This is a genomic window from Kocuria sp. CNJ-770, assembly GCF_001942375.1.
Classification (GTDB): Bacteria; Actinomycetota; Actinomycetes; order Actinomycetales; family Micrococcaceae; genus Kocuria; species Kocuria oceani.
Genome location: NZ_MKJW01000011.1, coordinates 55,180 through 80,005, shown reverse-complemented (window position 1 = coordinate 80,005; position 24,826 = coordinate 55,180). Strand labels below are relative to the sequence as shown.

21 protein-coding genes, 1 tRNA gene, 2 pseudogenes and 1 riboswitch are annotated in these 24,826 nt (G+C 71.6%); of the genes and pseudogenes, 23 read left to right on the top strand and 1 reads right to left on the bottom strand.

Going from position 1 to position 24,826, the window contains the following annotated elements; translation table 11 throughout:
• Nucleotides 1-590 precede the first annotated feature (590 nt).
• From BJF77_RS00685 to BJF77_RS00575, 23 genes and pseudogenes are all read left to right on the top strand, one after another.
• Nucleotides 591-1,325 carry a nuclear transport factor 2 family protein gene (locus tag BJF77_RS00685; protein ID WP_047804173.1) on the top strand — a complete coding sequence of 245 codons (735 nt, stop codon included), beginning with the start codon at nucleotides 591-593 and terminating at the stop codon, nucleotides 1,323-1,325.
• A gap of 94 nt (nucleotides 1,326-1,419) precedes the next feature.
• Nucleotides 1,420-1,513: riboswitch (TPP riboswitch) on the top strand.
• On the top strand, nucleotides 1,505-2,377 hold the full coding sequence (gene thiM / locus BJF77_RS00680) for a hydroxyethylthiazole kinase (RefSeq protein ID WP_083664902.1): 873 nt from the start codon (nucleotides 1,505-1,507) through the stop codon (nucleotides 2,375-2,377). Its footprint overlaps the riboswitch before it by 9 nt.
• Nucleotides 2,374-3,054: a thiamine phosphate synthase gene (gene thiE, locus BJF77_RS00675; RefSeq protein ID WP_075870994.1), complete on the top strand. Its 681-nt coding sequence runs from the start codon at nucleotides 2,374-2,376 to the stop codon at nucleotides 3,052-3,054. Before thiM ends, thiE begins: the two co-directional genes overlap by 4 nt.
• Nucleotides 3,051-4,571, top strand: coding sequence for a bifunctional hydroxymethylpyrimidine kinase/phosphomethylpyrimidine kinase (locus BJF77_RS00670; RefSeq protein ID WP_075870993.1), 1,521 nt, complete (start codon nucleotides 3,051-3,053; stop codon nucleotides 4,569-4,571). The genes thiE and BJF77_RS00670 overlap by 4 nt, the downstream gene beginning before the upstream one ends.
• A 220-nt stretch (nucleotides 4,572-4,791) precedes the next feature.
• Nucleotides 4,792-5,103: a 50S ribosomal protein L21 gene (gene rplU / locus BJF77_RS00665; protein ID WP_047804170.1), complete on the top strand. Its 312-nt coding sequence runs from the start codon at nucleotides 4,792-4,794 to the stop codon at nucleotides 5,101-5,103.
• A 61-nt stretch (nucleotides 5,104-5,164) separates the two neighbouring features.
• The gene (gene rpmA, locus BJF77_RS00660) at nucleotides 5,165-5,422 is read left to right on the top strand and encodes a 50S ribosomal protein L27 (protein ID WP_017834601.1); all 258 of its coding nucleotides are present in this window, start codon (nucleotides 5,165-5,167) and stop codon (nucleotides 5,420-5,422) included.
• A 154-nt stretch (nucleotides 5,423-5,576) separates the two neighbouring features.
• Nucleotides 5,577-7,142: a GTPase ObgE gene (gene obgE / locus BJF77_RS00655; RefSeq protein WP_047804169.1), complete on the top strand. Its 1,566-nt coding sequence runs from the start codon at nucleotides 5,577-5,579 to the stop codon at nucleotides 7,140-7,142.
• 194 nt (nucleotides 7,143-7,336) lie between these two features.
• A pseudogene (gene proB, locus BJF77_RS00650) lies at nucleotides 7,337-8,589 on the top strand (glutamate 5-kinase).
• Nucleotides 8,586-9,944 (top strand): glutamate-5-semialdehyde dehydrogenase, encoded by a 1,359-nt coding sequence (locus BJF77_RS00645; protein ID WP_255396062.1) that lies wholly within the window; start codon nucleotides 8,586-8,588, stop codon nucleotides 9,942-9,944. Before proB ends, BJF77_RS00645 begins: the two are co-directional and overlap by 4 nt.
• A 120-nt stretch (nucleotides 9,945-10,064) precedes the next feature.
• Entirely contained in the window at nucleotides 10,065-10,313 is a 249-nt protein-coding gene (locus BJF77_RS00640; protein WP_047804168.1) for a hypothetical protein, read from the top strand.
• Nucleotides 10,314-10,434: 121 nt separating this feature from the next.
• Complete coding sequence (nadD, locus tag BJF77_RS00635; protein ID WP_047804179.1) at nucleotides 10,435-11,061, top strand: nicotinate-nucleotide adenylyltransferase; 627 nt, start codon at nucleotides 10,435-10,437, stop codon at nucleotides 11,059-11,061.
• Complete coding sequence (locus BJF77_RS00630) at nucleotides 11,061-11,945, top strand: hypothetical protein (RefSeq protein WP_075870992.1); 885 nt, start codon at nucleotides 11,061-11,063, stop codon at nucleotides 11,943-11,945. The genes nadD and BJF77_RS00630 overlap by 1 nt, the downstream gene beginning before the upstream one ends.
• Before the next feature lie 91 nt (nucleotides 11,946-12,036).
• The gene (rsfS, locus tag BJF77_RS00625; protein WP_047804166.1) at nucleotides 12,037-12,459 is read left to right on the top strand and encodes a ribosome silencing factor; all 423 of its coding nucleotides are present in this window, start codon (nucleotides 12,037-12,039) and stop codon (nucleotides 12,457-12,459) included.
• Between the two features lie 115 nt (nucleotides 12,460-12,574).
• Nucleotides 12,575-12,650, top strand: a tRNA-Ala gene (locus BJF77_RS00620).
• A 285-nt stretch (nucleotides 12,651-12,935) separates the two neighbouring features.
• A complete protein-coding gene (gene fdhA, locus BJF77_RS00615; RefSeq protein ID WP_075870998.1) occupies nucleotides 12,936-14,153 on the top strand; it encodes a formaldehyde dehydrogenase, glutathione-independent in 1,218 nt (405 codons plus the stop codon).
• Between the two features lie 117 nt (nucleotides 14,154-14,270).
• The gene (locus BJF77_RS00610) at nucleotides 14,271-15,341 is read left to right on the top strand and encodes an App1 family protein (RefSeq protein ID WP_047804165.1); all 1,071 of its coding nucleotides are present in this window, start codon (nucleotides 14,271-14,273) and stop codon (nucleotides 15,339-15,341) included.
• A gap of 58 nt (nucleotides 15,342-15,399) precedes the next feature.
• Nucleotides 15,400-16,875, top strand: a complete 1,476-nt coding sequence (locus BJF77_RS00605; protein WP_075870991.1) for an aldehyde dehydrogenase family protein — start codon at nucleotides 15,400-15,402, stop codon at nucleotides 16,873-16,875.
• A 300-nt stretch (nucleotides 16,876-17,175) separates the two neighbouring features.
• Nucleotides 17,176-17,412 carry a glutaredoxin-like protein NrdH gene (gene nrdH, locus BJF77_RS00600; RefSeq protein ID WP_047804163.1) on the top strand — a complete coding sequence of 79 codons (237 nt, stop codon included), beginning with the start codon at nucleotides 17,176-17,178 and terminating at the stop codon, nucleotides 17,410-17,412.
• A gap of 92 nt (nucleotides 17,413-17,504) precedes the next feature.
• Complete coding sequence (gene nrdI, locus BJF77_RS00595) at nucleotides 17,505-17,999, top strand: class Ib ribonucleoside-diphosphate reductase assembly flavoprotein NrdI (protein WP_082157468.1); 495 nt, start codon at nucleotides 17,505-17,507, stop codon at nucleotides 17,997-17,999.
• Nucleotides 17,996-20,157 (top strand): annotated as a pseudogene (gene nrdE, locus BJF77_RS00590) (class 1b ribonucleoside-diphosphate reductase subunit alpha). Before nrdI ends, nrdE begins: the two are co-directional and overlap by 4 nt.
• Before the next feature lie 87 nt (nucleotides 20,158-20,244).
• Entirely contained in the window at nucleotides 20,245-21,243 is a 999-nt protein-coding gene (nrdF, locus tag BJF77_RS00585; RefSeq protein WP_047804161.1) for a class 1b ribonucleoside-diphosphate reductase subunit beta, read from the top strand.
• Nucleotides 21,244-21,526: 283 nt separating this feature from the next.
• Nucleotides 21,527-22,840: a DUF2252 domain-containing protein gene (locus tag BJF77_RS00580; RefSeq protein ID WP_075870990.1), complete on the top strand. Its 1,314-nt coding sequence runs from the start codon at nucleotides 21,527-21,529 to the stop codon at nucleotides 22,838-22,840.
• A 594-nt stretch (nucleotides 22,841-23,434) separates the two neighbouring features.
• Nucleotides 23,435-23,920 (top strand): potassium channel family protein, encoded by a 486-nt coding sequence (locus BJF77_RS00575; protein ID WP_222844933.1) that lies wholly within the window; start codon nucleotides 23,435-23,437, stop codon nucleotides 23,918-23,920.
• 206 nt (nucleotides 23,921-24,126) lie between these two features.
• On the opposite strand, the gene BJF77_RS00570 is transcribed toward BJF77_RS00575, so the two are convergent.
• Nucleotides 24,127-24,801, bottom strand: coding sequence for a dihydrofolate reductase family protein (locus tag BJF77_RS00570; protein WP_083664900.1), 675 nt, complete (start codon nucleotides 24,799-24,801; stop codon nucleotides 24,127-24,129).
• Between the last annotated feature and the right edge of the window lie 25 nt (nucleotides 24,802-24,826).

Sequence of the window (24,826 nt, the reverse complement as noted above, 5' to 3'; positions counted from 1 at the left end):
TGAGCCTCGTTTCTTGTTAGATCGTCCGCGGCAGCGTCGCCTTCCCGTATGGCGAGCCGCTCTAGTTCCGCGAAGCCCTCGTCCAAAGTCAATGTGTCACCTCTCGATTCCATGAGCGGCGGACGCCCGTTTCGTGATGGGCGCCTCGACGGAGCACCCTAGGCCGGGGGAGGCCCAGGTGACCGCCGGTCAGGCGCCGCCGCCGAGGGCGGGCGGCACGAGGCGACGACCGCCGCGGAGCTCCCGCAGCGTGCTCCCGCCGGACACGGGCCGACCGTCGTGGGCGTCGGCGTGAAGGCCGAGGACCTCAGCAGCGGCCGGCCCGCCGGTCAGGACTGAGCACCACTCCGCCGAGGCGACCCGGAGGACCCCGACCGGCCGGTCGGGGTCCTCCGCCGTCACAGGACCCGTGCCCCCGATCGGACCGGCCCGCCGCCTGCCGGACTCCCGCCGGTCCGCCGCCGGACTCCGCGGCCGTCACACGGCCGGATTCCCTGTCCGGCCGCGCGGGGCCGGGAGTAGCGTGGACGCACCACACGCGGGCGGCCCGACCGGGTGGCCCCCCGGCCCGCAGCGCCGAGGGGATGACCATGAGCAGCAAGCAGATCGTACTCACCGCGGGCGCCGACCTCTTCGGACACCGGGACCCTGCGGCCCTCGACCGGTACTGGGCCCCGGACTTCCGGCAGCACTCCGGGCTCGGGCCCGACGGCCGGGAGGGGCTCCGCGCCGTCCTCGAGCAGCTGCCGGACGACTTCCGGATCGACACCCTGCGCGTGCTCGAGGACGGGGACATGGTCGCCGTCCACTGCGTCTACCACGGTCTCGGTCCGGAACCCCTGGTGGCGGTGGACGTCTTCCGCGTGGCCGGCGACCGGCTCGCCGAGCACTGGGACGCCCTCGAGCCGCTGCCCCGCGGAGCCGCCGGCGCGCACCGGGTCGACGGCCCCCGGCAGGTCACGGACCACGAGCACACCGCGGCGAACAAGGCGCTGATCACCGAGTGGGTGCACGAACGTCTCCTCGGCGCGGACCGGGAGGCCCTCGAGGAGCTGGCCCGCGACCCGCGCTTCGTCGAGCACGGCGCCGGACCGGAGTCCCGGCTCGCCCGGCGCGCCCTCCACCGGGTGCTCGGCGAGGGCGGCTTCGTCCTCACCGTCACCGAGGGGGTGCTCGAGCCCGACGGCGAGGGCGGGGAGCCCGGCGACCCGCGTCCGGCCGGCTGCTACGACCTGTGGCGGGTCGCCGACGGGCGGATCCTCGAGCACTGGGAGGTCGTCCAGCCCGTCCCGGAGCGGATGCCGCACGACAACGGGTTCTTCTGACCGGGCGGCCGCCTCCGCGGCGGTCCGGGCGGGTCCCCGGCCGCGGGGCCGGGCCCCGCCTCGCCCGGCACCGACGGGCGGCTAGACTGGCGGAACACCTGACACGGGGTGCCGCGCGAGCGGCTGAGATCACACCCGTCGAACCTGATCTAGCCAGTACTAGCGAAGGGATGTCGCTGATGCGCGATGCCGTACCCCTGCCCGCCCGCACCGCAGGAGCCGAAGGGGCGCCGCCGGACCCCGCGCTCGCCGAGGACGCCGCCACGGCCCTCGAGGAGCTGCGCACCGCGGCGCCGCTGGTGCAGTGCATCACCAACACCGTGGTCGCCAACGTCACCGCCAACGTCCTGCTGGCCGTGGGCGCCTCCCCGGCCATGACCGACATCCAGGGCGAGGGCGGGATCTTCGCGGAGCTCGCCGACGGACTGCTCGTCAACACCGGCACGCCCACCGCCGAGCAGCGCGGGGCCGCCTACGAGGCGGTCGGCGCCCGGCAGCGGGCCGGACTCGCCTGGGTGCTGGACCCCGTGGCCGTGGGCGCCCTGCCCGTGCGCACCGCGCTGGCCCGCGACCTGCTGCGGCACCGGCCGGCGATCGTGCGCGGCAACGCCTCGGAGATCATGGGCCTCGCCGGCGGCGCCGGAGGGCGGGGCACGGACGCCACCCACGGCGTCGACGCCGCCCGGGACGCCGCCGCCGCGATCGCCGCGCAGGCCGGCTCCGCGGTGGCCGTCTCCGGGCCGGTCGACCTCGTGCGCGCCCCGGACGGGAGCGTGGTGCGCGTGCCGCACGGCACGCCGTTGCTCACCCGGATCACCGGCGGCGGATGCGCCCTGGGCGCCCTGATGGCCGCCTTCACCGCCGTGCGCGCCGACCCCGCCGCGGCGGCGACCGCCGCCACGACGGTCTACACCCTGGCGGCCGAGGACGCCGCCGCCGGCTGCGCCGGCCCCGGATCCTTCGCCGTGGCCCTGCTGGACCGGCTGCACGCCATCACCCCGGAGCAGCTCGCCGCCCGGGCGGAGCTCGTGCGCGAGGAGGGTGCCCGGTGAGCGCCCGCCTCGACCCCGCCGCCCTGGCCCTGCACCTCGTCACCGACACGGCGCTCAGCGCCCCGCGCAGCGTGCCCGACGTCGTGGCGGCCGCCGTGGCCGGGGGAGCCACCATGGTCCAGGTCCGGGAGAAGCACGCCCCGGCCCGGGACCTGGTCGCCCTGCTCGTGGCCGTCGCGGAGCGCGTGGGCCGGGACGTCCCCGTGCTCGTCGACGACCGCGCCGACGCCTACCTGGCCGCCCGGGCGGCCGGGGCGCCCGTGGCCGGGGTGCACGTCGGCCAGTCCGACCTGCCCGTGGAGCTGGCCCGGCGGATCTGCGGACCGGACACGGTGCTGGGCCTGAGCGCCGCCACGGCGCCGGAGCTCGACGCGGCCGCCGCCCTGCCCCCGGGCACCGTCGACTACCTGGGCGTCGGCGCCGTGCGCGCCACCCGCACCAAGCCAGACCACCCGGAGCCGCTGGGCGTCGAGGGGTTCGCCCGTGCCGCGGCACGCACCGTCCTGCCGTGCCTGGCGATCGGCGGGGTGCGGGTCGAGGACGCCGCGGCCCTGCGTGCCGCCGGGGCGGCCGGACTGGCCGTGGTCTCCGGCATCTGCGCCGACCCCGATCCCGCGGCCGCGGCCGCCCGCTACGTGCGCGCCTTCGGCCGCGTCCCCGAGGAGGTGGCCCGATGAGCCCCCGGGTGCCCCGCGTCCTGGCCGTGGCCGGCACCGACCCCACCGGCGGGGCGGGACAGCACGCGGACCTGAAGTCGATCGCGGCGATGGGCGGCTACGGCATGAGTGCCGTGACGGCCGTCGTGGTGCAGAACACCCTCGGGGTGCGCTCCGTCCACGTCCCTCCCACGGAGTTCCTCGCCGCCCAGCTGGACGCCGTCGCCGAGGACGTCGAGATCGACGCGGTGAAGATCGGCATGCTCGGCTCCGTGCCGGTGATCGAGACGGTGACCCGCTGGCTCGAGGACCGCCGGCCGCCGGTGGTGGTGCTGGACCCCGTCATGGTCGCGACCTCCGGCGGGCGCCTGCTCGAGCGGGAGGCCGAGGACGCGCTGCGCGCGATGCTCGGCCACGCCGACCTCGTCACCCCCAACCTGCCCGAGCTCGCGGTGCTCGCCCAGGAGGAGGTCGCGTCCTCCTGGGCGGAGGCTCTGGCGCAGGGCCACCGGGTGGCCCGGGCCCACGGCACCCTGGTGCTCGTCAAGGGCGGGCACCTCACCGGGGACCGGACCCCCGACGCCCTCGTGGGTCCGGACGCGCCGGAGCCCCTCGTCGCGTTCGACGGCGCCCGGGTGCCCACCGAGAACTCCCACGGCACCGGCTGCTCGCTCTCCTCGGCGCTGGCCACCCTGCAGGCCCGGCACGGGGACTGGGCGCACAGCCTCGGCATCGCCCGTGCGTGGCTGCGCGGGGCGCTCGAGCGCTCCGGGGACCTGGCCGTCGGCCACGGCAGCGGCCCGGTGCACCACTTCCACCACGTCCAGGACGCGCTCGAGAGCTGGGGCGCGGCACCGGCCCGGTTCAGCGACGAGCTCTGGGCGGCCTCCGCCGGGCTGCGCCGGGAGATCGAGGAGCTCGACTTCGTCCGCGGCCTGGGCGACGGCCGGCTCGAGCCCGAGCGGTTCCTCGCCTACCTGGACCAGGACCTGCAGTACCTCGACGGCTACAGCCGGGCGCTGACCCTGCTCGCCGCCCGGGCCCCGGACGAGCGGCAGCGGCTGTTCTTCGCGACCGGCGCGGTGTCCTGCACCGAGACGGAGGGCGAGCTGCACCGGGCCCGCCTGCGGCACGCCGAGCCCGGGGCCGCCGGCGCCGGTCCCGGGGAGGTGACGCGGCGCTACACCTCCTTCCTGCTCGCGGCCACCGCCGCGGAGCCCTACCCGGTGGGCCTCGCCGCGGTGCTGCCGTGCTTCTGGGTCTACGCCGACGTCGGCCGGCACCTGGGGGAGCTCGCGGCGGCCGCCGGGGCCGCCGAGCACTCCTACGCGGACTGGCTCGCCACCTACGCCGACGAGGGCTTCCAGGAGGCGACCCGCACGGCCCGGGAGCTGCTCGACGAGGCCGCCCGGGGCGCGTCCCCGGCCGTGCGGGAGCGGATGCGGGAGGTGTTCCTGGAGGCCTGCGCCCTGGAGCGGGACTTCTTCGCCGCGCCGGTCCCGGCGGTTCGGTTGGCGGGCATTGACGGGATCGAGTAGTCTTGATCTTCGGTGCCATGCCGGTGCGCGCGTGTTCCAACTCGACACCCCACCTGGCGGCACATGCGGGTGCAGTTCCTGAATTGCGGCGAACCTGCGCTGACCACGGCCTGGTCCCACGGGCCGGTCACCGTCAGCTCGTCTCAACGTCGTTGGTCCTGACAGGGGTGCGCTCGACCCACACTGTTTACACATGACGTCGAGAGAAGTGAGTTCCCAAGTGGTGTACGCGATTGTCCGCGCTGGCGGCCGCCAGGAAAAGGTTTCCGTCGGAGACCTCGTTACCCTTGACCGCGTCGCCGGCGGAGCAGGCAGCACCATCGAGCTTCCTGCTCTTCTGCTGGTGGACGGGGACAAGATCACCTCGGATGCCCAGACCCTGGCCGGCGTGAAGGTCACGGCCGAGATCGTCGGCGACCTGCGCGGTCCCAAGATCTCCATCCAGAAGTTCAAGAACAAGACCGGCTACAAGAAGCGCCAGGGCTTCCGGGCCGAGCTGACCACCGTCAAGGTGACCGGTATCGACGCCTGATCGGCGCGATTCCCCCTCCACATACCGGACGCCAGTCCCAACACGAAGGTAGGCACACCTCATGGCACACAAGAAGGGCGCGAGCTCCACTCGCAACGGTCGGGATTCCAACGCGCAGTACCTCGGCGTGAAGCGCTTCGGCGGCCAGACCGTCAACGCCGGCGAGATCCTCGTCCGCCAGCGCGGCACGCACTTCCACCCCGGCCTGAACGTCGGCCGCGGTGGCGACGACACCCTGTTCGCCCTGGCCGCCGGCCAGGTCGAGTTCGGCACCCGCCGGGGCCGCAAGGTCGTCAACATCCAGGCTGCCGCCGAGTAGTCGACCGGGCCGGTCCGCCGGCCCCCGGTGCGGGACCCGTCCCGCACCACCCATGTCTGATCTGTGGAGGGTGGGTGCGTCCAGCGCCCGCCCTCTACAGTTTTAACGTGGCCCGTGCGCGGGCCCGCCCGTTCATGACCCAGAGGAGCTCTCCGTGGCCAGTTTCGTCGACCGCGTCGTCCTGCACGTCTCCGGCGGTTCCGGGGGGCACGGCTGCGTGTCCATCCGCCGCGAGAAGTTCAAGCCGCTCGGCGGGCCGGACGGAGGCAACGGGGGCGACGGCGGCAACGTGATCCTGCGCGTGGACGGCCAGACCACCACCCTGCTCAACTACCACCACGCCCCCCATCGCTCCGCGCCCAACGGCGGACCCGGCAAGGGCGACCTCCGGCACGGCCACCAGGGCGAGGACCTGGTGCTCTCGGTGCCCGACGGCACCGTGGTCAAGGACGGCGACGGCAACGTCCTGGCCGACCTCGTGGGCGAGGGCGCCGAGTTCGTCGCCGCCCCCGGCGGTCAGGGCGGGCTCGGCAACGCCGCGCTGGCCTCGGTCAAGCGCAAGGCCCCCGGCTTCGCCCTCCTGGGCACCCCGGGCGCCTCCCGGGACGTGGTCCTGGAGCTGAAGTCGATCGCGGACATCGCCCTGGTCGGCTATCCCTCGGCCGGCAAGTCCAGCCTGATCGCGGCGATCAGCGCGGCCCGGCCGAAGATCGCCGACTACCCGTTCACCACGCTCGTGCCCAACCTGGGGGTCGTCCAGGCCGGGGACGTGCGCTACACCGTCGCGGACGTGCCCGGGCTGATCCCGGGGGCCTCCGAGGGCAAGGGCCTGGGCCTGGAGTTCCTGCGCCACGTGGAGCGCTGCGCCGCCCTCGTGCACGTCCTGGACTGCGCCACCCTCGAGCCCGGCCGGGACCCGATCTCCGACCTGGAGACCATCGAGGCGGAGCTCGCCGGCTACGCCGTGGACGGCGACCTCGACGGCGGGGACGCGCTGCCGCTCAACGAACGACCCCGGCTGGTGGTGCTCAACAAGATCGACGTGCCCGAGGCCCGCGAGCTGGCCGACTTCGTGCGCCCCGAGCTCGAGTCCCGCGGCTACCGCGTCTTCGAGATCTCCACCGCCTCCCACGAGGGGCTGCGCCCGCTGACCTTCGCGATGGGCGAGGTCGTGGAGCAGGCCCGGGCCGCGCGCCCGGCCCCGGCGGAGGCCCCGCGCGTGGTGCTGCGGCCGAAGGGCGTGCGCGGGCCCGAGTTCACCATCACCCGCGAGGAGCGCAACCTCGAGCCGCTGTGGCACGTGCGCGGGGACAAGCCCGACCGCTGGATCCTGCAGACCGACTTCAACAACGAGGAGGCGGTGGGCTACCTCGCCGACCGCCTCGCGAAGCTCGGCGTGGAGGCCGGGCTGTTCAAGCAGGGCGCCCGGCCCGGGGACGCCGTGCTCATCGGCCCGGAGGACAACGGCGTGGTCTTCGACTGGGAGCCCACGATGGTCGGGGGTGCGGAGCTGCTCGCCGGCCCGCGCGGCACCGACCTGCGCTTCGCCGACATCGACCGCCCGACCCGCGAGCAGAAGCGCCAGCAGTACCAGGAGCGCAAGGACGCCAAGGCCGCGGCCCGCGCCGAGCTCGAGGCCGAGCGCACCGCCGGGGTGTGGACCGAGTCGGTCGACGCCCGCCGGGGCGGGACCGAGCCGGACCCCGGCGCCGACGACTGACGGCCGACCACCGGCACGGACCGACCGACCGGCACGGACCGACCGACCGGACACGACCGGCCCGGCCCGTGAGCACCCCGGGACACGGCGGACCCGGGGCCGACCGTCCGGTCACCGACGACACCGACCCGCCGCACGACCATCACGACCGACCCCCCTACCGACGACGCCCACCGCACAGGGAGACGCACAGGATGAACGAGCAGACGACCCAGATCGACGTCGAGCGCCTCGAGGAGGTCGCGGAGAAGTCCGCGGTCCAGCTCAGCAGCGAGAACCGCGGCAAGAACCGGCGCAGCCCGATCGAGCGCCGGGAGGACATCCCGCGCGCCCACCGCGTGGTGGTGAAGGTCGGCTCGTCGTCGCTGACGTCCATCGAGAGCTCCATCGACGAGCAGGCCGTGCGGATGATCGTGGACGCCCTGGGGGAGACCAAGGCGCGCGGCATCGAAATCGTGTTCGTCTCCTCGGGCGCGATCACGGCCGGGCTGGCGCCCCTGGGGCTGTCCCGGCGGCCCAAAAACCTCGCCGGCAAGCAGGCTGCGGCCGCCGTGGGCCAGGGCCTGCTCATGGGCCGCTACATCGAGTCGTTCGCCCGCTACGGCGTCACCGTGGGTCAGGTGCTCGTGACCGCCGAGGACCTCATGCGGCGCAGCCACTACAAGAACACCCACCGCCAGATCGAACGGCTCCTGGACTTCGGCGTGCTGCCGATCGTCAACGAGAACGACGCGGTGTCCAGCCAGGAGATCAAGTTCGGCGACAACGACCGGATCGCCGCCCTCATCGCCCACCTGATCAAGGCCGACGTCCTGCTGCTGCTGTCCGACGTCGACGCCCTCTACACCAAGGACCCTCGCAAGGGCGGGGACCGGATCCCGGTGGTCAACGATCCCATCAAGGACCTCGAGGGCGTGCAGATCGGCTCCGTGGGGGCCGCCGGCGTGGGCTCCGGCGGCATGGTCACCAAGGTCCAGGCGGCCCGCATCGCGGCGGCCTCGGGCATCCCCGCCCTCGTCACCTCGGCGCAGAACATCACCCGCGCCCTGCACGGGGAGGACGTCGGGACCTGGTTCGCGACCTCCGGGGGCCGCCGCAACGTGCGGCTGCTGTGGCTGGCCCACCTCGCCGACATCAAGGGCTCGCTGACCCTGGACCCGGGCGCGTGGAGGCGATCCGGGACCGCAACTCCCTGCTGGCCGCCGGCGTCGTCGGGGTCTCCGGCACCTTCGAGGCGGGGGAGCCGGTCTCCCTGCGGGACCCGGACGGCAGGGAGATCGCCCACGGGCTCAGCAACTACTCCTCGGACGAGATCCCCCCGATGCTCGGCAAGTCCACCTCGGTGCTCGCGGACGAGCTGGGCGACGACTACAGCCGGGAGCTCGTGCACGTGGACAACCTGGTGGTTCTGCGCGCCCGGGGTGCGCGGACTAAACTGAAGAAATGACTTCCGCCGCACACGATTCCGTGACCACCGACGAAGCCACTCCCACGACCGGCAAGGCGGTCGTGTCCGACACCGGCGTGATCGCCACCTTCGGCGAGGACCCGGTCGCCGGCGTGTCCGCCATGGCCGACGACGCCCGCGACGCCGCCCGCATCCTCGCCCGCGCCACCCGCACCTGGAAGGACCGCGCGCTGCTGGCCGTCGCGGACCGGATCGAGCGCAAGCAGGACGTCGTGCTCGCCGCCAACGCCAAGGACCTCGAGCGCGGCCGCGTGAACGGGACCTCCGAGGCCCTGCTGGACCGCCTGAAGCTCGACGCCCAGCGGATCACCGGCCTGGCCGAGAGCCTGCGCGAGCTCGCCGCGCTGCCCGACCCCGTGGGCGGCTTCGTCCGCGGCAGCACCCTGCCCAACGGCCTGCGGATGCGCCAGGTGCGCGTGCCGATGGGCGTGGTGGGCGCCATCTACGAGGCCCGCCCGAACGTGACCGTCGACATCGCCGGCATCGCGCTGAAGTCCGGCAACGCCGTGCTGCTGCGCGGCGGCTCGGCCGCGGAGGAGAGCAACCGGGCCCTCGTGGGCATCATCCGCGACTCCCTCGCCGACGTGAAGCTGCCCGTGGACTGCGTCCAGAGCATCGACGAGTACGGCCGCGAGGGCGCGAACGCCCTGATGGGTGCCCAGGGCAAGGTCGACGTCCTCATCCCGCGCGGCGGGCACGGGCTGATCCAGTCGGTCGTGCAGAACGCGAAGGTCCCCGTGATCGAGACCGGCGAGGGCAACGTGCACCTGTTCGTCGACCACTCCGCGTCGAAGGACATGGCCGTCGACCTCGTCGTGAACTCCAAGACCCACCGCACCAGCACGTGCAACACCACGGAGACGCTGCTGCTGCACAGCGGCTTCGCGCACGGGGACTCCGTCCTGGCGGCACTCGACCGCGCCGGGGTGACCCTGCACGTCGACGAGCGCGCCGAGGCGATGCTGCCGGCCGGCAGCCACCACGTCCGCGCCACCGACGAGGACTGGGCCGCCGAGTACCTGTCCATGGACCTGGCCGTGAAGGTGGTCGACTCCCTGGACGAGGCGCTCGAGCACATCGACCGGTGGTCCACTCGGCACACCGAGGCCATCGTGACCAACGACCTCGCCCACGCCGAGCGCTTCGTGGCGGAGATCGACGCCGCCGCGGTCATGGTCAACGCCTCCACCCGGTTCACCGACGGCGGGCAGCTGGGCCTCGGCGCCGAGATCGGCATCTCCACCCAGAAGATGCACGCGCGCGGCCCGATGGGCCTGGAGGAGCTGACCACCACGAAGTGGATCGTCCAGGGCGACGGGCACGTCCGCGCCTGAGCCGCACGCGGCGGGCCCGCCGCGGATTCAGTACCATGAGAACCGTCCGGGCCCGCCGGCCGAGGCGGCACGGGCCGCTCACCGACTTCCGGCTCCGCGCCGGCACCTGAAGGGATCCCCATGCTCCAGCAGTCCGTCACCACCGTCCTCGCCGCCGTCGAGGGCGGGCACGCCGCCGCCGAGGCCGGGATCCCGCCCGTCGTGTGGGGCGGATCCGTGTTCGTCGTGCTGATCGGTCTGATGATCGTGGCGATGTCCTTCGCCAACCGCGGGCTCAGCCCGGAGGCCGGCCAGCACCAGGACCCCGCGGACCTGCCGGCGGACGAGCAGGCGCTGCTCGCCGACTACGCCGCCAAGCGGCACGGCTGAGCCGGGGAGTCCCTTCGTCGTGACGACCGCCGCGCAGGACGCCTCCGCCCGCTCCCGGGACCTGCCCGCGACGGGGACGGCCGTCCCGGCCCGCCGACCCGGACGCACCCGGCTCGGCGTGATGGGCGGGACGTTCGACCCGATCCACCACGGCCACCTCGTGGCCGCCTCCGAGGTGGCGGGGGAGTTCGACCTCGACGAGGTCGTGTTCGTGCCCACCGGCCACCCGTGGCAGAAGGCCGCCGGGGCCGTGAGCCCCGCGGAGCACCGCTACCTGATGACGGTGATCGCCACGGCGTCCAACCCGCGCTTCACCGTCAGCCGCGTCGACATCGAGCGCGACGGCCCGACGTTCACGGTGGACACCCTGCGCGACCTGAAGCGCCAGCGCCCGGAGGCGGACCTGTTCTTCATCACCGGCGCCGACGTCATGGCGGAGATCCTGACGTGGAAGGGCGCCGAGGAGCTGTGGGAGCTCGCCCACTTCGTGGGGGTGACGCGCCCGGGCCACGACCTCGCCGCGCCCGTGGGGTCCAGCGGGGTGAACCTGCTCGAGGTGCCGGCCATGGCGATCTCCTCCACGGACTGCCGCGCCCGGGTGGCCCAGCACAAGCCCGTCTGGTACCTCGTGCCCGACGGCGTGGTGCAGTACATCAACAAGTACGGCCTGTACCTCGGCCCGGAGGCGAGCGCGGAGGCCGGGCACGTCGGCGCGCATCCGGGCACCGTCCCGGTGGAGGCCCCCTGATGCCCGGCAACGACGAGGCCCGGGACGACAGAACCCCGGATGACGGGGCCTACGACGCCGGGACCCACGACGCTGGGCAGCCGGCTCCCTCCGGGCCCGCCCCGATCATCGACCTCGGCGGGGACGCCGTGCCGGTGCGGCCCGTGAAGCCCCTCGGGCCGCGGCGGCTGGCCCGCCTGCAGCGGGAGCTGGCCGAACGCTCCCGCGAGCTGCAGCAGACCGGCGGGGACCCGGCCGACCCGGACCTGCTCGAGAAGCAGCGCCGCTTCGCCGAGCTCGCCGCCCAGGCCGAGCAGGCCAATGCGCCCTCCGCCGGCGGTGCCGGCGTCCCCGCGCCCGTGACGCCGCAGCCTCCCGCGGCGCGGACCGCCCCTGCCGAGCCGGCGCCCGCGGAGCCGCCGCCCGGCGAGCCCACGCCTCCGGAGGCGACCGAGCAGATCACCGTCGTCTTCCCCGGTGCGGACGGCACGACCGGCACGGACGGGCACGTGGGCCACGACCCGGTGCACGTCGACCCCTCCCTGTTCAGCAACCGGCTCGCGCCGGAGGAGCTGGCCGCGCTCACGCACATCGAGATCGTCGCCCCCGCCGAGCACCACGGCTCGCACGCGGCGGCCCCCGAGGATCCCGGTGACGCGACGGCACCGCAGTCGGACCCGCCGGAGACCGCGCCCCCGGTGGCCGCCCTGCCGGAGCCGGCGGGGGAGCGGGCCGAGGAGGAGCCGGAGCCGCCGGCCGCTCCGGTGCCCGCCTCGGCGGCGGGCGGCCTGGAGCTGCTCGAGCCGCGCGAGTACCGGCGCGGGGCCGCAGGTCGCCGACTGGCTCTGCTGCTGCTGGTCCTGCTGGCGGCGCTGGCCGTGGTGCTGGTGCTCTTCGTCCTCTGAGGGCGCTCCCTCCCTCCTGTTCACCATCCGTTCGCTCCACACCGTCCCCTCGAGGGGACGGAACCACCGGTTCACCGGGAAAGGATCCTCCTTGACTGTCAATGATTTCTCCCTGTCCATCCTCCGGATCGCGGCCGCCGCGGCCGACGCCAAGCAGGCCCACGACATCGTGGCCCTGGACGTCAGCGAGGCGCTGGGCATCACCGACGCGTTCCTCGTCGCCTCCGCCTCCAACGAGCGGCTCGTCAACGCCGTCGTCGACGAGATCGAGGAGAAGCTCGTCGAGCGGCTCGACCTGCGCCCGATCCGCCGGGAGGGCCGCTCCGAGGGCAGGTGGGTCCTCCTCGACTACGGCGACGTGGTCATCCACGTCCAGCACGACGAGGACCGGGCCTTCTACGCGCTCGAGCGGCTCTGGCGGGACAGCCCCGTGGTCGATCTGGGGCCGTCCCAGCAGGGCGCCACCGCGCCGGAGGAGTCCGCTCCGTCCCCCGCGTCCGACGATTTGCCTTGATCCGGATCAGCTGTCTAGTATGAATGCGTTGCCCAGCGGGGCGCAGGATCAACCGGAAAAGGGTGACCGAAAAGGGAACTCCGAGGTTGTGATAGTGTTCCGGAGGTAACGACCTGGGGCTGTGGCGCAGCTGGTAGCGCATTTGCATGGCATGCAAAGGGTCAGGGGTTCGAGTCCCCTCAGCTCCACCAGGACGAAAGAGCCCGTTCCGCACCACGCGGAACGGGCTCTTTCGCTGTCCCGGCCACGGCTCCGCCCGCCGTGCCGCCCACCGTGTCCTTCACTGGGCCGTTCCGGGCCCCGCGCCACAAAAGCCGCGCTCGCCCGCATCCCTTCCGCTCGTTGATGTGTCCTGTTAGCGTCTGCTCCACCGGCGGCCGACCTCCGTGAGCTGTATCACGACGTGTCGGGATCCGCCGGACACTCGCGCCTCGCGGTGCACATTCCAGCGGACATCCTCAACGGAAGAGGTCATGATGGCAGGCAACAGAGCAGTCGCCTACAAGGGTCCCGGCAAGGTCGAGGTCATCGACACCGACTACCCGGAGTTCGAGCTCAAGGACGCACCCGGCATCAACACCGCCAACATCGGCCGCAAGGTCCCGCACGGGGTCATCCTCCGGACCGTGGCCACCAACATCTGCGGCTCCGACCAGCACATGGTCCGCGGCCGCACCACGGCCCCCACGGACCTGGTCCTGGGTCACGAGATCACGGGCGAGGTCGTGGAGGTCGGCCCCGACGTGGAGTTCATCAAGGTGGGGGACATCGTCTCCGTGCCCTTCAACATCTCCTGCGGGCGCTGCCGCAACTGCAAGGAGCGCAAGACCGGCATCTGCCTCAACGTCAACCCGGACCGGCCCGGCTCCGCCTACGGCTACGTGGACATGGGCGGCTGGGTCGGCGGACAGGCCGAGCACGTCCTGGTGCCCTACGCCGACTGGAACCTGCTGAAGTTCCCGGACCGGGACCAGGCCCTGGAGAAGATCATGGACCTGACCATGCTCTCCGACATCCTGCCCACCGGCTACCACGGCGTGGTCACGGCCGGGGTGGGGGTCGGCTCGACCGTCTACATCGCCGGCGCCGGCCCGGTCGGCCTGGCCGCGGCGGCCTCGGCCCACCTGCTCGGGGCGGCCGTGGTGATCGTGGGCGACATGAACGAGGAGCGTCTGGCGCAGGCCCGCAGCTTCGGCTGCGAGACCGTGGACGTGTCCAAGGGCGCGCCGGCCGAGCAGATCGAGCAGATCCTCGGCGTGCCGGAGGTCGACTGCGGCGTGGACGCGGTGGGCTTCGAGGCCCGCGGGCACGGCAAGGACGCCTCCCACGAGGCCCCGGCCACCGTGCTGAACTCCCTGATGGACATCACCGCCGCCGGTGGGGCCCTGGGCATTCCGGGTCTCTACGTCACCGGGGACCCGGGGGCGGTCGACGAGGCCGCCAAGAAGGGCTCCCTGTCCATCAGCCTCGGCACCGGCTGGGCCAAGTCCCTGTCCTTCACCACCGGCCAGTGCCCGGTCATGAAGTACAACCGGCAGCTGATGATGGCGATCCTGCACGACAAGATCCAGATCGCGAAGGCCGTCAACGCCAAGGCCATCCCGCTGGAGGAGGCGCCGCGGGCCTACGCCGAGTTCGACGCCGGGGCCGCCACGAAGTACGTGCTCAACCCCAACGGCTACATCAAGAACTAGCCGCAGCAGCCAGCGCGGCGACGCACGCCCACGGGGTGCCGTGGACCGGGAAACCGGCCCGCGGCGCCCCGCGGGGCGCCGCCGTGACCCGGGCGGGCGCTGTGAAACACTGGGCGCATGGCGAAGAAATCCGACAGCTCGGACCTCCTGCAGACCGTCGACCAGGTCACCGAAGAAGCCATCAACGTGGGCTACCGCCTCGAGCAGCGGTTCCACCGGTTCCGCCAGCGCCGCGCCGAGTCCCGGGGCGACATCCCCGTCATGGTCGCCTTCGAGGGCTACGGGTCCGAGCACCACGTGCGGGTGCTGGGCCGGGCGTTGCTGAAGACCCGCGGGCTGATCGAGTCCACCGACGAGAGCGCCGAGTCCATCCGCGGCTGGCGCTCCTTCACCTCCGTGCCCATCGCCTTCGCCCACGTCAACGTCTGGATCGACGAGTACGAGTTCCACCTGGTGGCCGACAAGGGCGGAGTGATCGACGTCGACCTGCAGGTGTCCCTGCCCCCCGGTGAGCACACCGTGTGGATGCAGACGGAGGGCTCGGACGTCGTCGAGGCCCGGGTGTTCGTCGTCGCCGACGAGCAGCGGATCGGCGTGGTCTCCGACGTCGACGACACCGTCATGGTCACCGCCCTGCCCCGCCCCCTGCTGGCGGCCTGGAACTCCTTCGTGCTCAACGAGCACGCCCGCACCCCGACCCCGGGCATGGCCGTGATGATGGACCGGCTGCTGCACCGCCACCACGAGGCGCCCTTCGTCTACCTCTCCACGGGCGCCTGGAACGTGGCGCCCACCCTGCGCCGGTTCCTCACCCGCAACGCCTATCCGGACGGGGCCCTGCTGCTCACCGACTGGGGGCCCACCACGGACCGCTGGTTCCGGGCCGGCTCGGCCCACAAGGTGCAGAACCTCGAGCGCCTGGCCCGGAACTTCCCGGAGGTGCGCTGGATCCTCATCGGCGACGACGGCCAGCACGACCCCGAGATCTACAGCGGCTTCGTGCACCGCTATCCCGACCACGTGGCCGCGATCGTGATCCGCAACCTGTCCCCGGCCGAGGCGGTCCTGGCCGGCAACCCCCTCGTCAACGAGGAGCGGCGGGTGAGCATCCCCGAGGGGACGCTGTGGATCGAGGGCAACGACGGCGCCTCGATCTCCCGCCAGCTCGCCGAGCACGGACTGCTCTGAGCGGCAGGCCGACCCGCCCGCGGCGTGGAACGTCCGAGCGCGATCCTACGCTGGAGCCATGACCAGCACCCACAGCACCCTCACCGCCGCCGCCCCGGCCGCCACCACCGGGGAATTCCCGGCGGTCGACGCCGCCGTCGCCCGGGCCCGGGCGTCCTTCGTCCCGGACCTGGACCTCGAGGCCCGGCTGGACCGGCTCCAGCGGCTGGAGGACCTCCTGCGGGAGAACCGTGAGGCGCTCCAGGACGCCCTCGCGGCCGACCTCGGCAAGCCCCCTGCCGAGGCGTGGCTGACCGAGATCGGCTTCACCCTCGAGGAGATCGCCGGGATCCGCAAGGAGCTGCGCCGCTGGATGGCCCCGGTGCGGATCCCGGTCCCGCTGAGCCTGGCCCCGGCCCGCTCCCGGATCGAGCACCAGCCGCTCGGCTCCGTGCTGGTGATGGCGCCGTGGAACTACCCCGTCCAGCTCGTCCTGAGTCCGCTGGCGGGAGCGCTCGCCGCCGGCAACACCGTCGTCGTCAAGCCCTCCGAGGTCTCCGCGACGGTCTCCGCGGTGCTGGCCGGACTGCTCGAGACGTACCTGGGGGACTGCGTCAGCGTGGTCGAGGGCGGCGTCCCGGAGACCACCCGGCTGCTGGAGCACCGCTTCGACCACGTCTTCTACACCGGCAACGGGACGGTCGCCCGGATCGTGATGGCCGCGGCCGCCCGGCACCTGACGCCGGTGACCCTCGAGCTGGGCGGGAAGTCCCCGGTCTGGGTGGACGGCTCGACCGATCTGCGCACGGCCGCGCGGCGGATCGTGTGGGGGAAGTTCCTCAACGCCGGCCAGACCTGCGTGGCCCCGGACCACGTCCTCGGCACGCCCGGGACGCTGGCCGCCCTCGAGCCCGAGCTGGTGCGGGCGGTGGGGGAGCTCTACGGGGAGGACCCGCGCCGCAGCGGCTCCTACGGGCGGATCGTCACCGAGCGCCACCTCGACCGGCTCACCGGCCTCCTGGACCAGGTCCCTGCCGAGGACGTGGTGTGCGGCGGCGCGGCCGACCCGGAGGCGCGCTACCTGGCGCCCACCGTGGTGCGTTCGGCGCCGGACGGCCCGCTGATGGCCGAGGAGATCTTCGGGCCCGTCCTGCCGCTGGTGCCGGTGGAGTCGGCCGAGCACGCGGTGGAGCTGGTGATCGGGCGGGACAAACCGCTGGCCCTGTACGTCTTCACCGAGGAGAAGGCGGTCAAGGAGCTCTTCCGCCGGCGCACGTCCTCCGGCGGGCTGTCCTTCAACGCGCCGCTGCTGCAGCTGAGCAGCCCGGAGCTGCCCTTCGGCGGGGTGGGGGAGAGCGGGACCGGCGCCTACCACGGGAAGTTCTCGTTCACCACGTTCTCCCACGCGCGAGCGGTCCTGGACAAGCCGCTGGCCCCCGACACCCTGCGGGTCGTCTACCCGCCCTACCGGGGCCTGCGGGCCCTGCTCGCCGGCGCGGCGGTCGGTCTGCGACGCCCCCGCCGCCGGAGCCGACACGCCGTGTCCGAAAATTAATTCGGTCCACCGCCACGGGGCCCCGCGGAGCGCACAGCCTGTGCATATCGGGGCCCCGGTCGCGGATTTCCGCGACCCCCGCGGACGGTGCCCTGTGGATGGCCGAGGCCCGCCCTGGGGATAGCCGGAGAGGAGCTGTGGACAACCGTCACCACTGCATCTAGGGGTCACTTCCCCTTCCGGACACTAGATGTAGTATTGAAATCAGCCACCCGGAGAGACCCCTTCACCGCCGCAGAGTCTGCGGAAGTCCCGGATCTCCCCCGAAAAAACCACCCGAGCGACCAAGGGGAAACAGCGATGTCCGTGACCGTGTACAGCAAGCCGTCCTGCGTCCAGTGCAATGCCACCTACCGGGCCCTGACCAAGAAGGGCATCGAGTACAACGTCGTCGACGTCACCGAGGATGAGGCGGCCCTGGCCCACGTCCTGGCGCTGGGCTACCAGCAGGTCCCGGTCGTCGAGACGCCCACCGAGCACTGGTCCGGCTACCGTCCGGACAAGATCACCTCCCTGGCCGTCCTGCTCTCGGCCTGAGGCCCGCGCGCCGCCCGCTTCCCCGCGGCGCCCGGTCCCGGACCCGGATACAGGACCACCGGCCACCGACCCACCCCGGAGCGCGGAAGCACATGAGCACGAACCTCCCCGGTACCCCCGGGACCGCTCTGCAGGACCCCGGCGCCGCCCGCGCGGCGTCCGAGCCCTGCGCCCCCCTGGTCGTCTACTTCTCCTCGGTCTCCAACAACACGCACCGCTTCGTCGAGAAGCTCGCCGCCCGCGCGGTGCGCCTTCCTCTTCTGACCGGGGAGGAGCCCCCCGAGATGACCGAGCCCTTCGTGCTGGTCGCCCCGACCTACGGGCGGCCCAGCGGCAGCGGGGCCGTTCCGCCGCAGGTCGTGAAGTTCCTCAACCGGGAGGCCAACCGGCGGCTGCTGCGCGGCGTGATCGGCGCGGGCAACACCAACTTCGGGCCGGCGTTCTGCCTGGCCGCGGACAAGATCGCGGCCAAGTGCGACGTCCCCGTCCTCTACAAGTTCGAACTCATGGGCACCTCCGAGGATGTCCGCAAGGTAAACGAAGGATTGGAACAGTTTTGGCGACAATTTCCGCAGCCCCGGGCGTGAGCGTCGAGCCCGGCCACGAGGACAAGCGCGTTCCGCAGAAGTACCAGGGCCTGGGCTACCACGAGCTCAACGCCCTGCTGAACCTCTACGACGCGGACGGCAACATCCAGTTCGACGCCGACCGGCAGGCCGCGCGGCAGTACTTCCTGCAGCACGTCAACAACAACACCGTCTTCTTCCACGACCTCGAGGAGAAGCTCGACTACCTGGTCTCGCACCAGTACTACGAGCCCGAGGTCCTGGCGAAGTACAGCCGGGACTTCATCAAGGAGCTCTCCAAGCGGGCCTACGCGAAGAAGTTCCGCTTCGAGACCTTCCTGGGCGCGTTCAAGTTCTACACGTCCTACACGCTGAAGACCTTCGACGGCCAGCGCTACCTCGAGCGCTTCGAGGACCGCGTGGTCATGGTCTCCCTCTACCTCGCCGACGGCGACGAGACCCTCGCCGCCCAGCTCGTGGACGAGATCATCTCCGGGCGCTTCCAGCCGGCCACCCCCACGTTCCTCAAACGCGGGGCAAGCAGCAGCGCGGCGAGCTCGTCTCCTGCTTCCTGCTGCGCATCGAGGACAACATGGAGTCCATCGGGCGCTCCATCAACTCCGCGCTGCAGCTGTCCAAGCGCGGCGGCGGCGTGGCGTTCGCACTGACCAACATCCGTGAGGCCGGCGCCCCGATCAAGAAGATCGAGAACCAGTCCTCGGGCATCATCCCGATCATGAAGCTGCTGGAGGACTCCTTCTCCTACGCCAACCAGCTCGGTGCCCGCCAGGGCGCGGGGGCGGTGTACCTGCACGCCCACCACCCGGACATCTACAGCTTCCTGGACACCAAGCGGGAGAACGCGGACGAGAAGATCCGGATCAAGACCCTGTCCCTGGGCGTGGTCATCCCGGACATCACGTTCGAGCTGGCCAAGAAGAACCAGGACATGTACCTGTTCTCCCCGTACGACGTGGAGCGGGTCTACGGCATGCCGTTCTCGGACGTGAACGTGAGCGAGAAGTACCACGAGATGGTCGCCGACGGCCGGATCCAGAAGAAGAAGATCAAGGCCCGCGAGTTCTTCCAGACCCTCGCCGAGGTGCAGTTCGAGTCCGGCTACCCGTACGTCATGTTCGAGGACACCGTGAACCGGGCGAACCCGATCGACGGCAAGATCATCATGTCCAACCTGTGCTCCGAGATCCTCCAGGTCTCCGAGCCGTCCACGTACCACGAGGACCTGGACTACGACGAGGTCGGCAAGGACATCTCCTGCAACCTCGGCTCCCTCAACATCGCCCTCACCATGCAGTCCCCGGACTTCGGCCAGTCGGTGGAGACCGCGATCCGGGGCCTCACCGCGGTGTCGGACATGTCCAACATCAACTCGGTGCCCTCGATCGAGCGCGGCAACCAGATGTCCCACGCGGTGGGGCTGGGCCAGATGAACCTGCACGGCTACCTCGCCAAGGAGCACATCCACTACGGCTCCGAGGAAGGCCTCGACTTCACGAACATCTACTTCTACACGGTCACGTACCACGCGATCCGCGCGTCGAACGAGATCGCGAAGGAGCGGCGGGCCACGTTCGCCGGCTTCGAGCGGTCCCAGTACGCGTCGGGGGAGTACTTCGCCAAGTACACCGACCGCGAGTGGGCCCCGGCCACCGGGCGGGTCCGGCAGCTGTTCGCCGAGGCCGGCGTGCACATCCCCACGCAGGAGGACTGGGCGCAGCTCCGGGCCTCGGTGATGGAGCACGGGATGTACAACCAGAACCTCCAGGCCGTCCCGCCGACCGGGTCCATCTCCTACATCAACAACTCGACGTCCTCGATCCACCCGATCGCCTCGAAGATCGAGATCCGCAAGGAGGGCAAGCTGGGCCGCGTGTACTACCCGGCGCCCTTCATGAACAACGAGAACCTGGAGTACTTCCAGGACGCCTACGAGATCGGCTACGAGAAGATCATCGACACCTACGCCGCGGCCACGCAGCACGTGGACCAGGGCCTGTCCCTGACCCTGTTCTTCAAGGACACGGCCACCACCCGCGACATCAACAAGGCGCAGATCTACGCCTGGCGCAAGGGCATCAAGACGATGTACTACTCCCGGATCCGCCAGCTGGCGCTGGAGGGCACGGAGGTCGAGGGCTGCGTGTCCTGCATGCTCTGACCGCCGGCCCCGGCGACCACCACGAACTCCCCGCGCGCGTCGCAGGACGCGCGCGGGGGCCCACCCCGTTCAAGGAAGAGACAGACCATGACGCTGGAGAAGAGCGAGAGCATCGACAAGGTGCAGCTGCTCCACCACCAGGCCCAGGCCATCAACTGGAACCGGATCGAGGACCCGAAGGACGACGAGGTCTGGGACCGCCTGACCGCGAACTTCTGGCTGCCCGAGAAGGTCCCGATCTCCAACGACGTCCCCTCGTGGAAGACGCTGACCCTGGAGGAGCAGGAGCTCACCATGCGGGTCTTCACGGGCCTGACGCTGCTGGACACCATCCAGGGAACCGTGGGCGCCGTCTCCCTGATCCCGGACGCCGTGACCCTGCACGAGGAGGCGGTGTACACCAACATCGCGTTCATGGAGTCCGTGCACGCGAAGTCCTACTCCTCGATCTTCTCGACGCTGTCCTCCATGAAGGACATCGACGACGTGTTCCGCTGGGCCCGGGAGAACCCGTACCTGCAGAAGAAGGCCGAGATCGTCATCAAGTACTACAAGGGCGACGACCCGCTGAAGAAGAAGGTGGCCTCGACCCTGCTCGAGTCCTTCCTCTTCTACTCCGGGTTCTACCTGCCCATGTACTGGTCCTCCCGTGCGAAGCTGACGAACACGGCCGACCTGGTCCGCCTGATCATCCGCGACGAGGCCGTGCACGGCTACTACATCGGCTACAAGTTCCAGCGGGCCATGGCCCAGGAGTCGCAGGAGCGCCAGGACGAGCTGAAGCTCTACACCTACGAGCTGCTCGAGGAGCTCTACGAGAACGAGGTGCTCTACACCCAGTCCCTCTACGACGGGGTGGGATGGACCGAGGACGTCAAGAAGTTCCTGCACTACAACGCCAACAAGGCCCTCAACAACCTGGGCTTCGAGGCGCTGTTCCCGAAGGAGATGACCGACGTCTCGGCGGCGATCCTCTCCGCGCTGTCCCCGAACGCGGACGAGAACCACGACTTCTTCTCCGGCTCGGGTTCCTCCTACGTCATCGGCAAGGCCGTGAACACGGAGGACGAGGACTGGGACTTCTGATCCCCTGTGAGGTGCCGACCTGTCTGAGCAGTGTGGCCCTGTCCGAGCAGGTCGGCCGCCCGCTCTGAGCATCGATCAGATGTGGTGATGTCGCGGTCCACCTGACCTTCCGGTCCCGCCCGATCCCGGCGATCTGATGATCCAGTCGCCGGGATCGGGCGGTTTCGCGGACAAGCATGGTGCCTGTGGATCGTTCTCGGATGCGGTGATGCCGGAGCCGGCGTCCGGGCAGTGCCCTGCCTTCCCCGTCCTGGCTCCCAGGCACTCTGGCTAGGGTCGCCGGATGGACCAGTCAGCCGAGCGTCAGCAGCACATCGTGGACACCCTCGTGGAGGCCCTGGAGGACCTCATGCACGCGAATCCGCTCGCGTTCCGGACCCGGTTCCGAAAGATGGCGGCGGACCCGTACGCGTTCTACCGCGGCAGCGCCGCCCTGTTCTACGCCGACATGGGGGAGCTGGAGGACGCCTGGGCGGATGAGCGCACCAGCCGGGTCTGGATCCAGGGCGATCTGCACGCGGAGAACTTCGGCACGTACATGAGCAGCGAGGGCCGGCTGACCTTCGACGTCAACGACTTCGACGAGGCCTACGTGGGGCACTTCTCCTGGGACCTGCGCCGCTTCGTGGCGTCGCTGTCCCTGCTGTGCTGGCAGAAGGCGCTGCCCTCGGAGGTCGCCCGCGACCTCGTGCGGACCTATCTGCGGGCCTATCTCGACCGGGTCCACGACTACGTGACCGACGGCAGCGCGGACTTCGCGTTCGGGCTGGACGACGCCGAGGGGGCCGTCCTGGGCGTGCTGCACGCCGCCCGCAGCGCCCGCCGGACCCGGTTCCTGGAGTCCATGACCCTCATCGACGCCCACGAACGCCACTTCCTCGACGACGGCTCCACCCGGCGGCTGGAGGAGGACGAGCACCGGAGGGTCCAGGCGGCCTTCGAGGACTACCTGTCCACCGTCCCGCAGGACGTGCGCTCCCGGCGCCGGGTGTTCTACAAGGTCAAGGCGATCGTGGGGAAGAAGGGCTTCGGCATCGGCAGCGCGGGACTGCCAGCCTACAACCTGCTCATCGAGGGCTTCGACGAGGCCCAGGAGAACGACATCGTGCTCACCATGAAACAGGCCAAGGTGGCCGCCCCGAGCCGGATCGTGACCGACGAGCGGGTGCGGGACTTCTTCGCCGACGACGGCCACCGCGCCGTGGTCAGCCAGCGGTCGCTGCAGACCCACACCGACCCGCTGCTGGGTCACACCACATTGGACGGGAAGGCCTTCGTCGTCTCCGAGCTCTCCCCCTACACGCTGGACCTGGCCTGGGGAGAGCTCACTGAACCCGACCAGATCGCCCCCGTGCTGCGGGACCTGGGGCAGGCCACGGCCAAGATCCACTGCTCCACGGACGAGGACGGGGACCACGACCTCGTGCCGTTCCGGACGGAGACCGCCATCACGGGCGTCCTGGAGGGCCGTGAGGACGAGTTCGTCGAGGACCTGGTGGACTTCGCCGAGGACTACGCCGCCACCGTCCGAACCGACCACGCGCTGTTCGTCGACGCGTTCCGCGAGGGCGGGATCAGCGCCGTGCCCGCCGCCTGACACCTGGTCGCGTGACTCGGGCGGGCGTCGCCCGCCTCCGTCCAAGAACTGTCGCGAGAACAGGGCGGGAGACGGTGACGGCGTCCCCGCCGCTTCACACCTGCATGACCCGGTGCTGTCCCATGAACCGTGCGTGCGGCACCCCGCGACCAGCCTCGACTCCGGCCGGGTCCATCATGAGAGACCACGAACCCCTCGGTGGTCCCCGTCCCGGTCGCGTCGAGACCCGGACGAGGCGGCGGACCTCCACGATCCGACGACCTGATGGCGAGGCCGTGCCACGGCAGCGCACCGAGGTCACCGTCCACCGGGTTCGCGGCAGCACGGGTCCTCCTGGGGCGGGTCGCACTCGTCGGAACCGGCCAGGACCGGCGGGCAGGACACGCCTTCGACGCCTACGCGGGACGGCGCTGCCGGCAACGCGGACGGGCATTTCTTGCGCGTGCGACGGGTTCCTCGGGTACGGTCGACCCACCGGTACGACGTCCGCTCCGCGGCCGATCCGACCGGAGCTGACACAGGAGGCGCAGGCCGATGCGGACCGGACGAGGACCCGGCCCTCCGGGCAGGGGTGGAACACCGGGCCTGCGCCGCATGCTGGTGCGGTCGACGCTGTCAGGGCTGGGCGTCGTCCTGGCGTACTTCGTGCTGCCGTTCGCCTCCGCGTTCACCGGCAGCACGGTCCTGGTGCTCGTCGGCGGCCTCGTGCTCGTCGCGGCGTTGCTGGGCTGGCAGATCCGCGCCATCCGGGTCTCCCCGGTGCCGCGGGCGCAGGCCTTCGGGACGCTGGCGCTCACACTGCCGGTGTTCGTCGTGGTCTTCGCCGCCACGTACTACCTGATGTCCCGTGCCGTCCCCGAGCACTGGTCCGAGCCGCTGAGCCGGCTGGACGCCTTCTACTTCGCGGTGACGGTCATCGCGACCGTCGGTTTCGGGGACATCACGGCCGTCTCCCAGGCCGCCCGCGCCGTGGTCACGGTGCAGATGATCGGCAACCTCCTCCTGGTCGGCCTGATCGCCCGGGTGATCATGCGCGCTGTTCAGGAGGGGCTGGAACGGCGGGACTCCGTGTCCGAGTGAGCGGCAGCGGGTTTCCACGGCCCTGACAAGGGTGGCCGGTCTCGCCTCGGGTTCCATGGAGGTCCAGGACGGTCCGTCCAGCCGGGTGCGACCGGGCTCGACCTCACCGCCGCGGCCGGCAACGGGGCGCGGAAGCCGGCGCGGCAACCTCCTGCCCGGCACCGGCCCCGGAGATGGCGCCGCTGCCGTCCGGTGCCGCCGTGCCGTCACCCACTGGATGCTGTGCGGTCCGTGGCGCGCGTGCGCGCATCGGTGCTCGCCTGCTGGCCGGCCTGTGCGACGTCGACGCCGGTCACCGGGGCGCCCGCCCGCTCGTAGACGAGGGACACGGCTCCCTTCGGGAACGCCCGCGGCGGTGCCGCCAGGGTGAAGGCGGCCGGGACGGCGCCACTGCCGAAGATCCGCTTGCCCGAGCCCAGGACCAGCGGATAGACGAGGAGGTTCAGCCGGTCGACGAGGTCCTCCCGCAGCAGGGCGGTCAGGAGCTCGCCGCTGCCGATGACGCGCACTGCGTCGAAGCGGTCCCGGAGCGCCCGCACCTCCGCCGCGACGTCCCGCAGGACCGTGGTGCCCGCCCAGGACGGGTCGGTCAGCGTGCGCGACACGACGAACTTCGGCACGGCGTTGAACGTCACGGCGATCGGGTCGTCGTCCCCGTGGGCCGGCCAGTAGCCGGCGAAGATGTCGTACGTCCTGCGTCCGAGCAGCAGCGCGTCCAGACGTGCGATGCCGGCGCTGATCGTCTCGCCCGTTGCGTCGTCGAAGTACGCCCCCTGCCAGCCGCCGAGTTCGAAGCCGCCCGCACGGTCCTCGTCGGGCCCGCCCGGGCCCTGATAGACGCCGTCGAGGGCGAGGAAGAGATCGGCCTGGATGATGCCCATGGAGTGGTCCTTCGGTGTGCGACGT

Bases quoted from the DNA above. Each gene is read 5' to 3' on its own strand.
- BJF77_RS00670 (WP_075870993.1), top strand. From the start codon at position 3,051: ATGAGCCCCCGGGTGCCCCGCGTCCTGGCCGTGGCCGGCACCGACCCC.
- BJF77_RS00630 (WP_075870992.1), top strand. From the start codon at position 11,061: ATGCCCGGCAACGACGAGGCCCGGGACGACAGAACCCCGGATGACGGG.
- BJF77_RS00580 (WP_075870990.1), top strand. From the start codon at position 21,527: ATGGACCAGTCAGCCGAGCGTCAGCAGCACATCGTGGACACCCTCGTG.
- rpmA (WP_017834601.1), top strand. From the start codon at position 5,165: ATGGCACACAAGAAGGGCGCGAGCTCCACTCGCAACGGTCGGGATTCC.
- nadD (WP_047804179.1), top strand. From the start codon at position 10,435: ATGGGCGGGACGTTCGACCCGATCCACCACGGCCACCTCGTGGCCGCC.
- BJF77_RS00570 (WP_083664900.1), bottom strand. From the start codon at position 24,801: ATGGGCATCATCCAGGCCGATCTCTTCCTCGCCCTCGACGGCGTCTAT.
- BJF77_RS00645 (WP_255396062.1), top strand. From the start codon at position 8,586: ATGACTTCCGCCGCACACGATTCCGTGACCACCGACGAAGCCACTCCC.
- BJF77_RS00610 (WP_047804165.1), top strand. From the start codon at position 14,271: ATGGCGAAGAAATCCGACAGCTCGGACCTCCTGCAGACCGTCGACCAG.
- BJF77_RS00640 (WP_047804168.1), top strand. From the start codon at position 10,065: ATGCTCCAGCAGTCCGTCACCACCGTCCTCGCCGCCGTCGAGGGCGGG.
- thiM (WP_083664902.1), top strand. From the start codon at position 1,505: ATGCGCGATGCCGTACCCCTGCCCGCCCGCACCGCAGGAGCCGAAGGG.
- BJF77_RS00605 (WP_075870991.1), top strand. From the start codon at position 15,400: ATGACCAGCACCCACAGCACCCTCACCGCCGCCGCCCCGGCCGCCACC.
- fdhA (WP_075870998.1), top strand. From the start codon at position 12,936: ATGGCAGGCAACAGAGCAGTCGCCTACAAGGGTCCCGGCAAGGTCGAG.
- BJF77_RS00575 (WP_222844933.1), top strand. From the start codon at position 23,435: ATGCTGGTGCGGTCGACGCTGTCAGGGCTGGGCGTCGTCCTGGCGTAC.
- BJF77_RS00685 (WP_047804173.1), top strand. From the start codon at position 591: ATGAGCAGCAAGCAGATCGTACTCACCGCGGGCGCCGACCTCTTCGGA.
- nrdF (WP_047804161.1), top strand. From the start codon at position 20,245: ATGACGCTGGAGAAGAGCGAGAGCATCGACAAGGTGCAGCTGCTCCAC.
- nrdH (WP_047804163.1), top strand. From the start codon at position 17,176: ATGTCCGTGACCGTGTACAGCAAGCCGTCCTGCGTCCAGTGCAATGCC.
- nrdI (WP_082157468.1), top strand. From the start codon at position 17,505: ATGAGCACGAACCTCCCCGGTACCCCCGGGACCGCTCTGCAGGACCCC.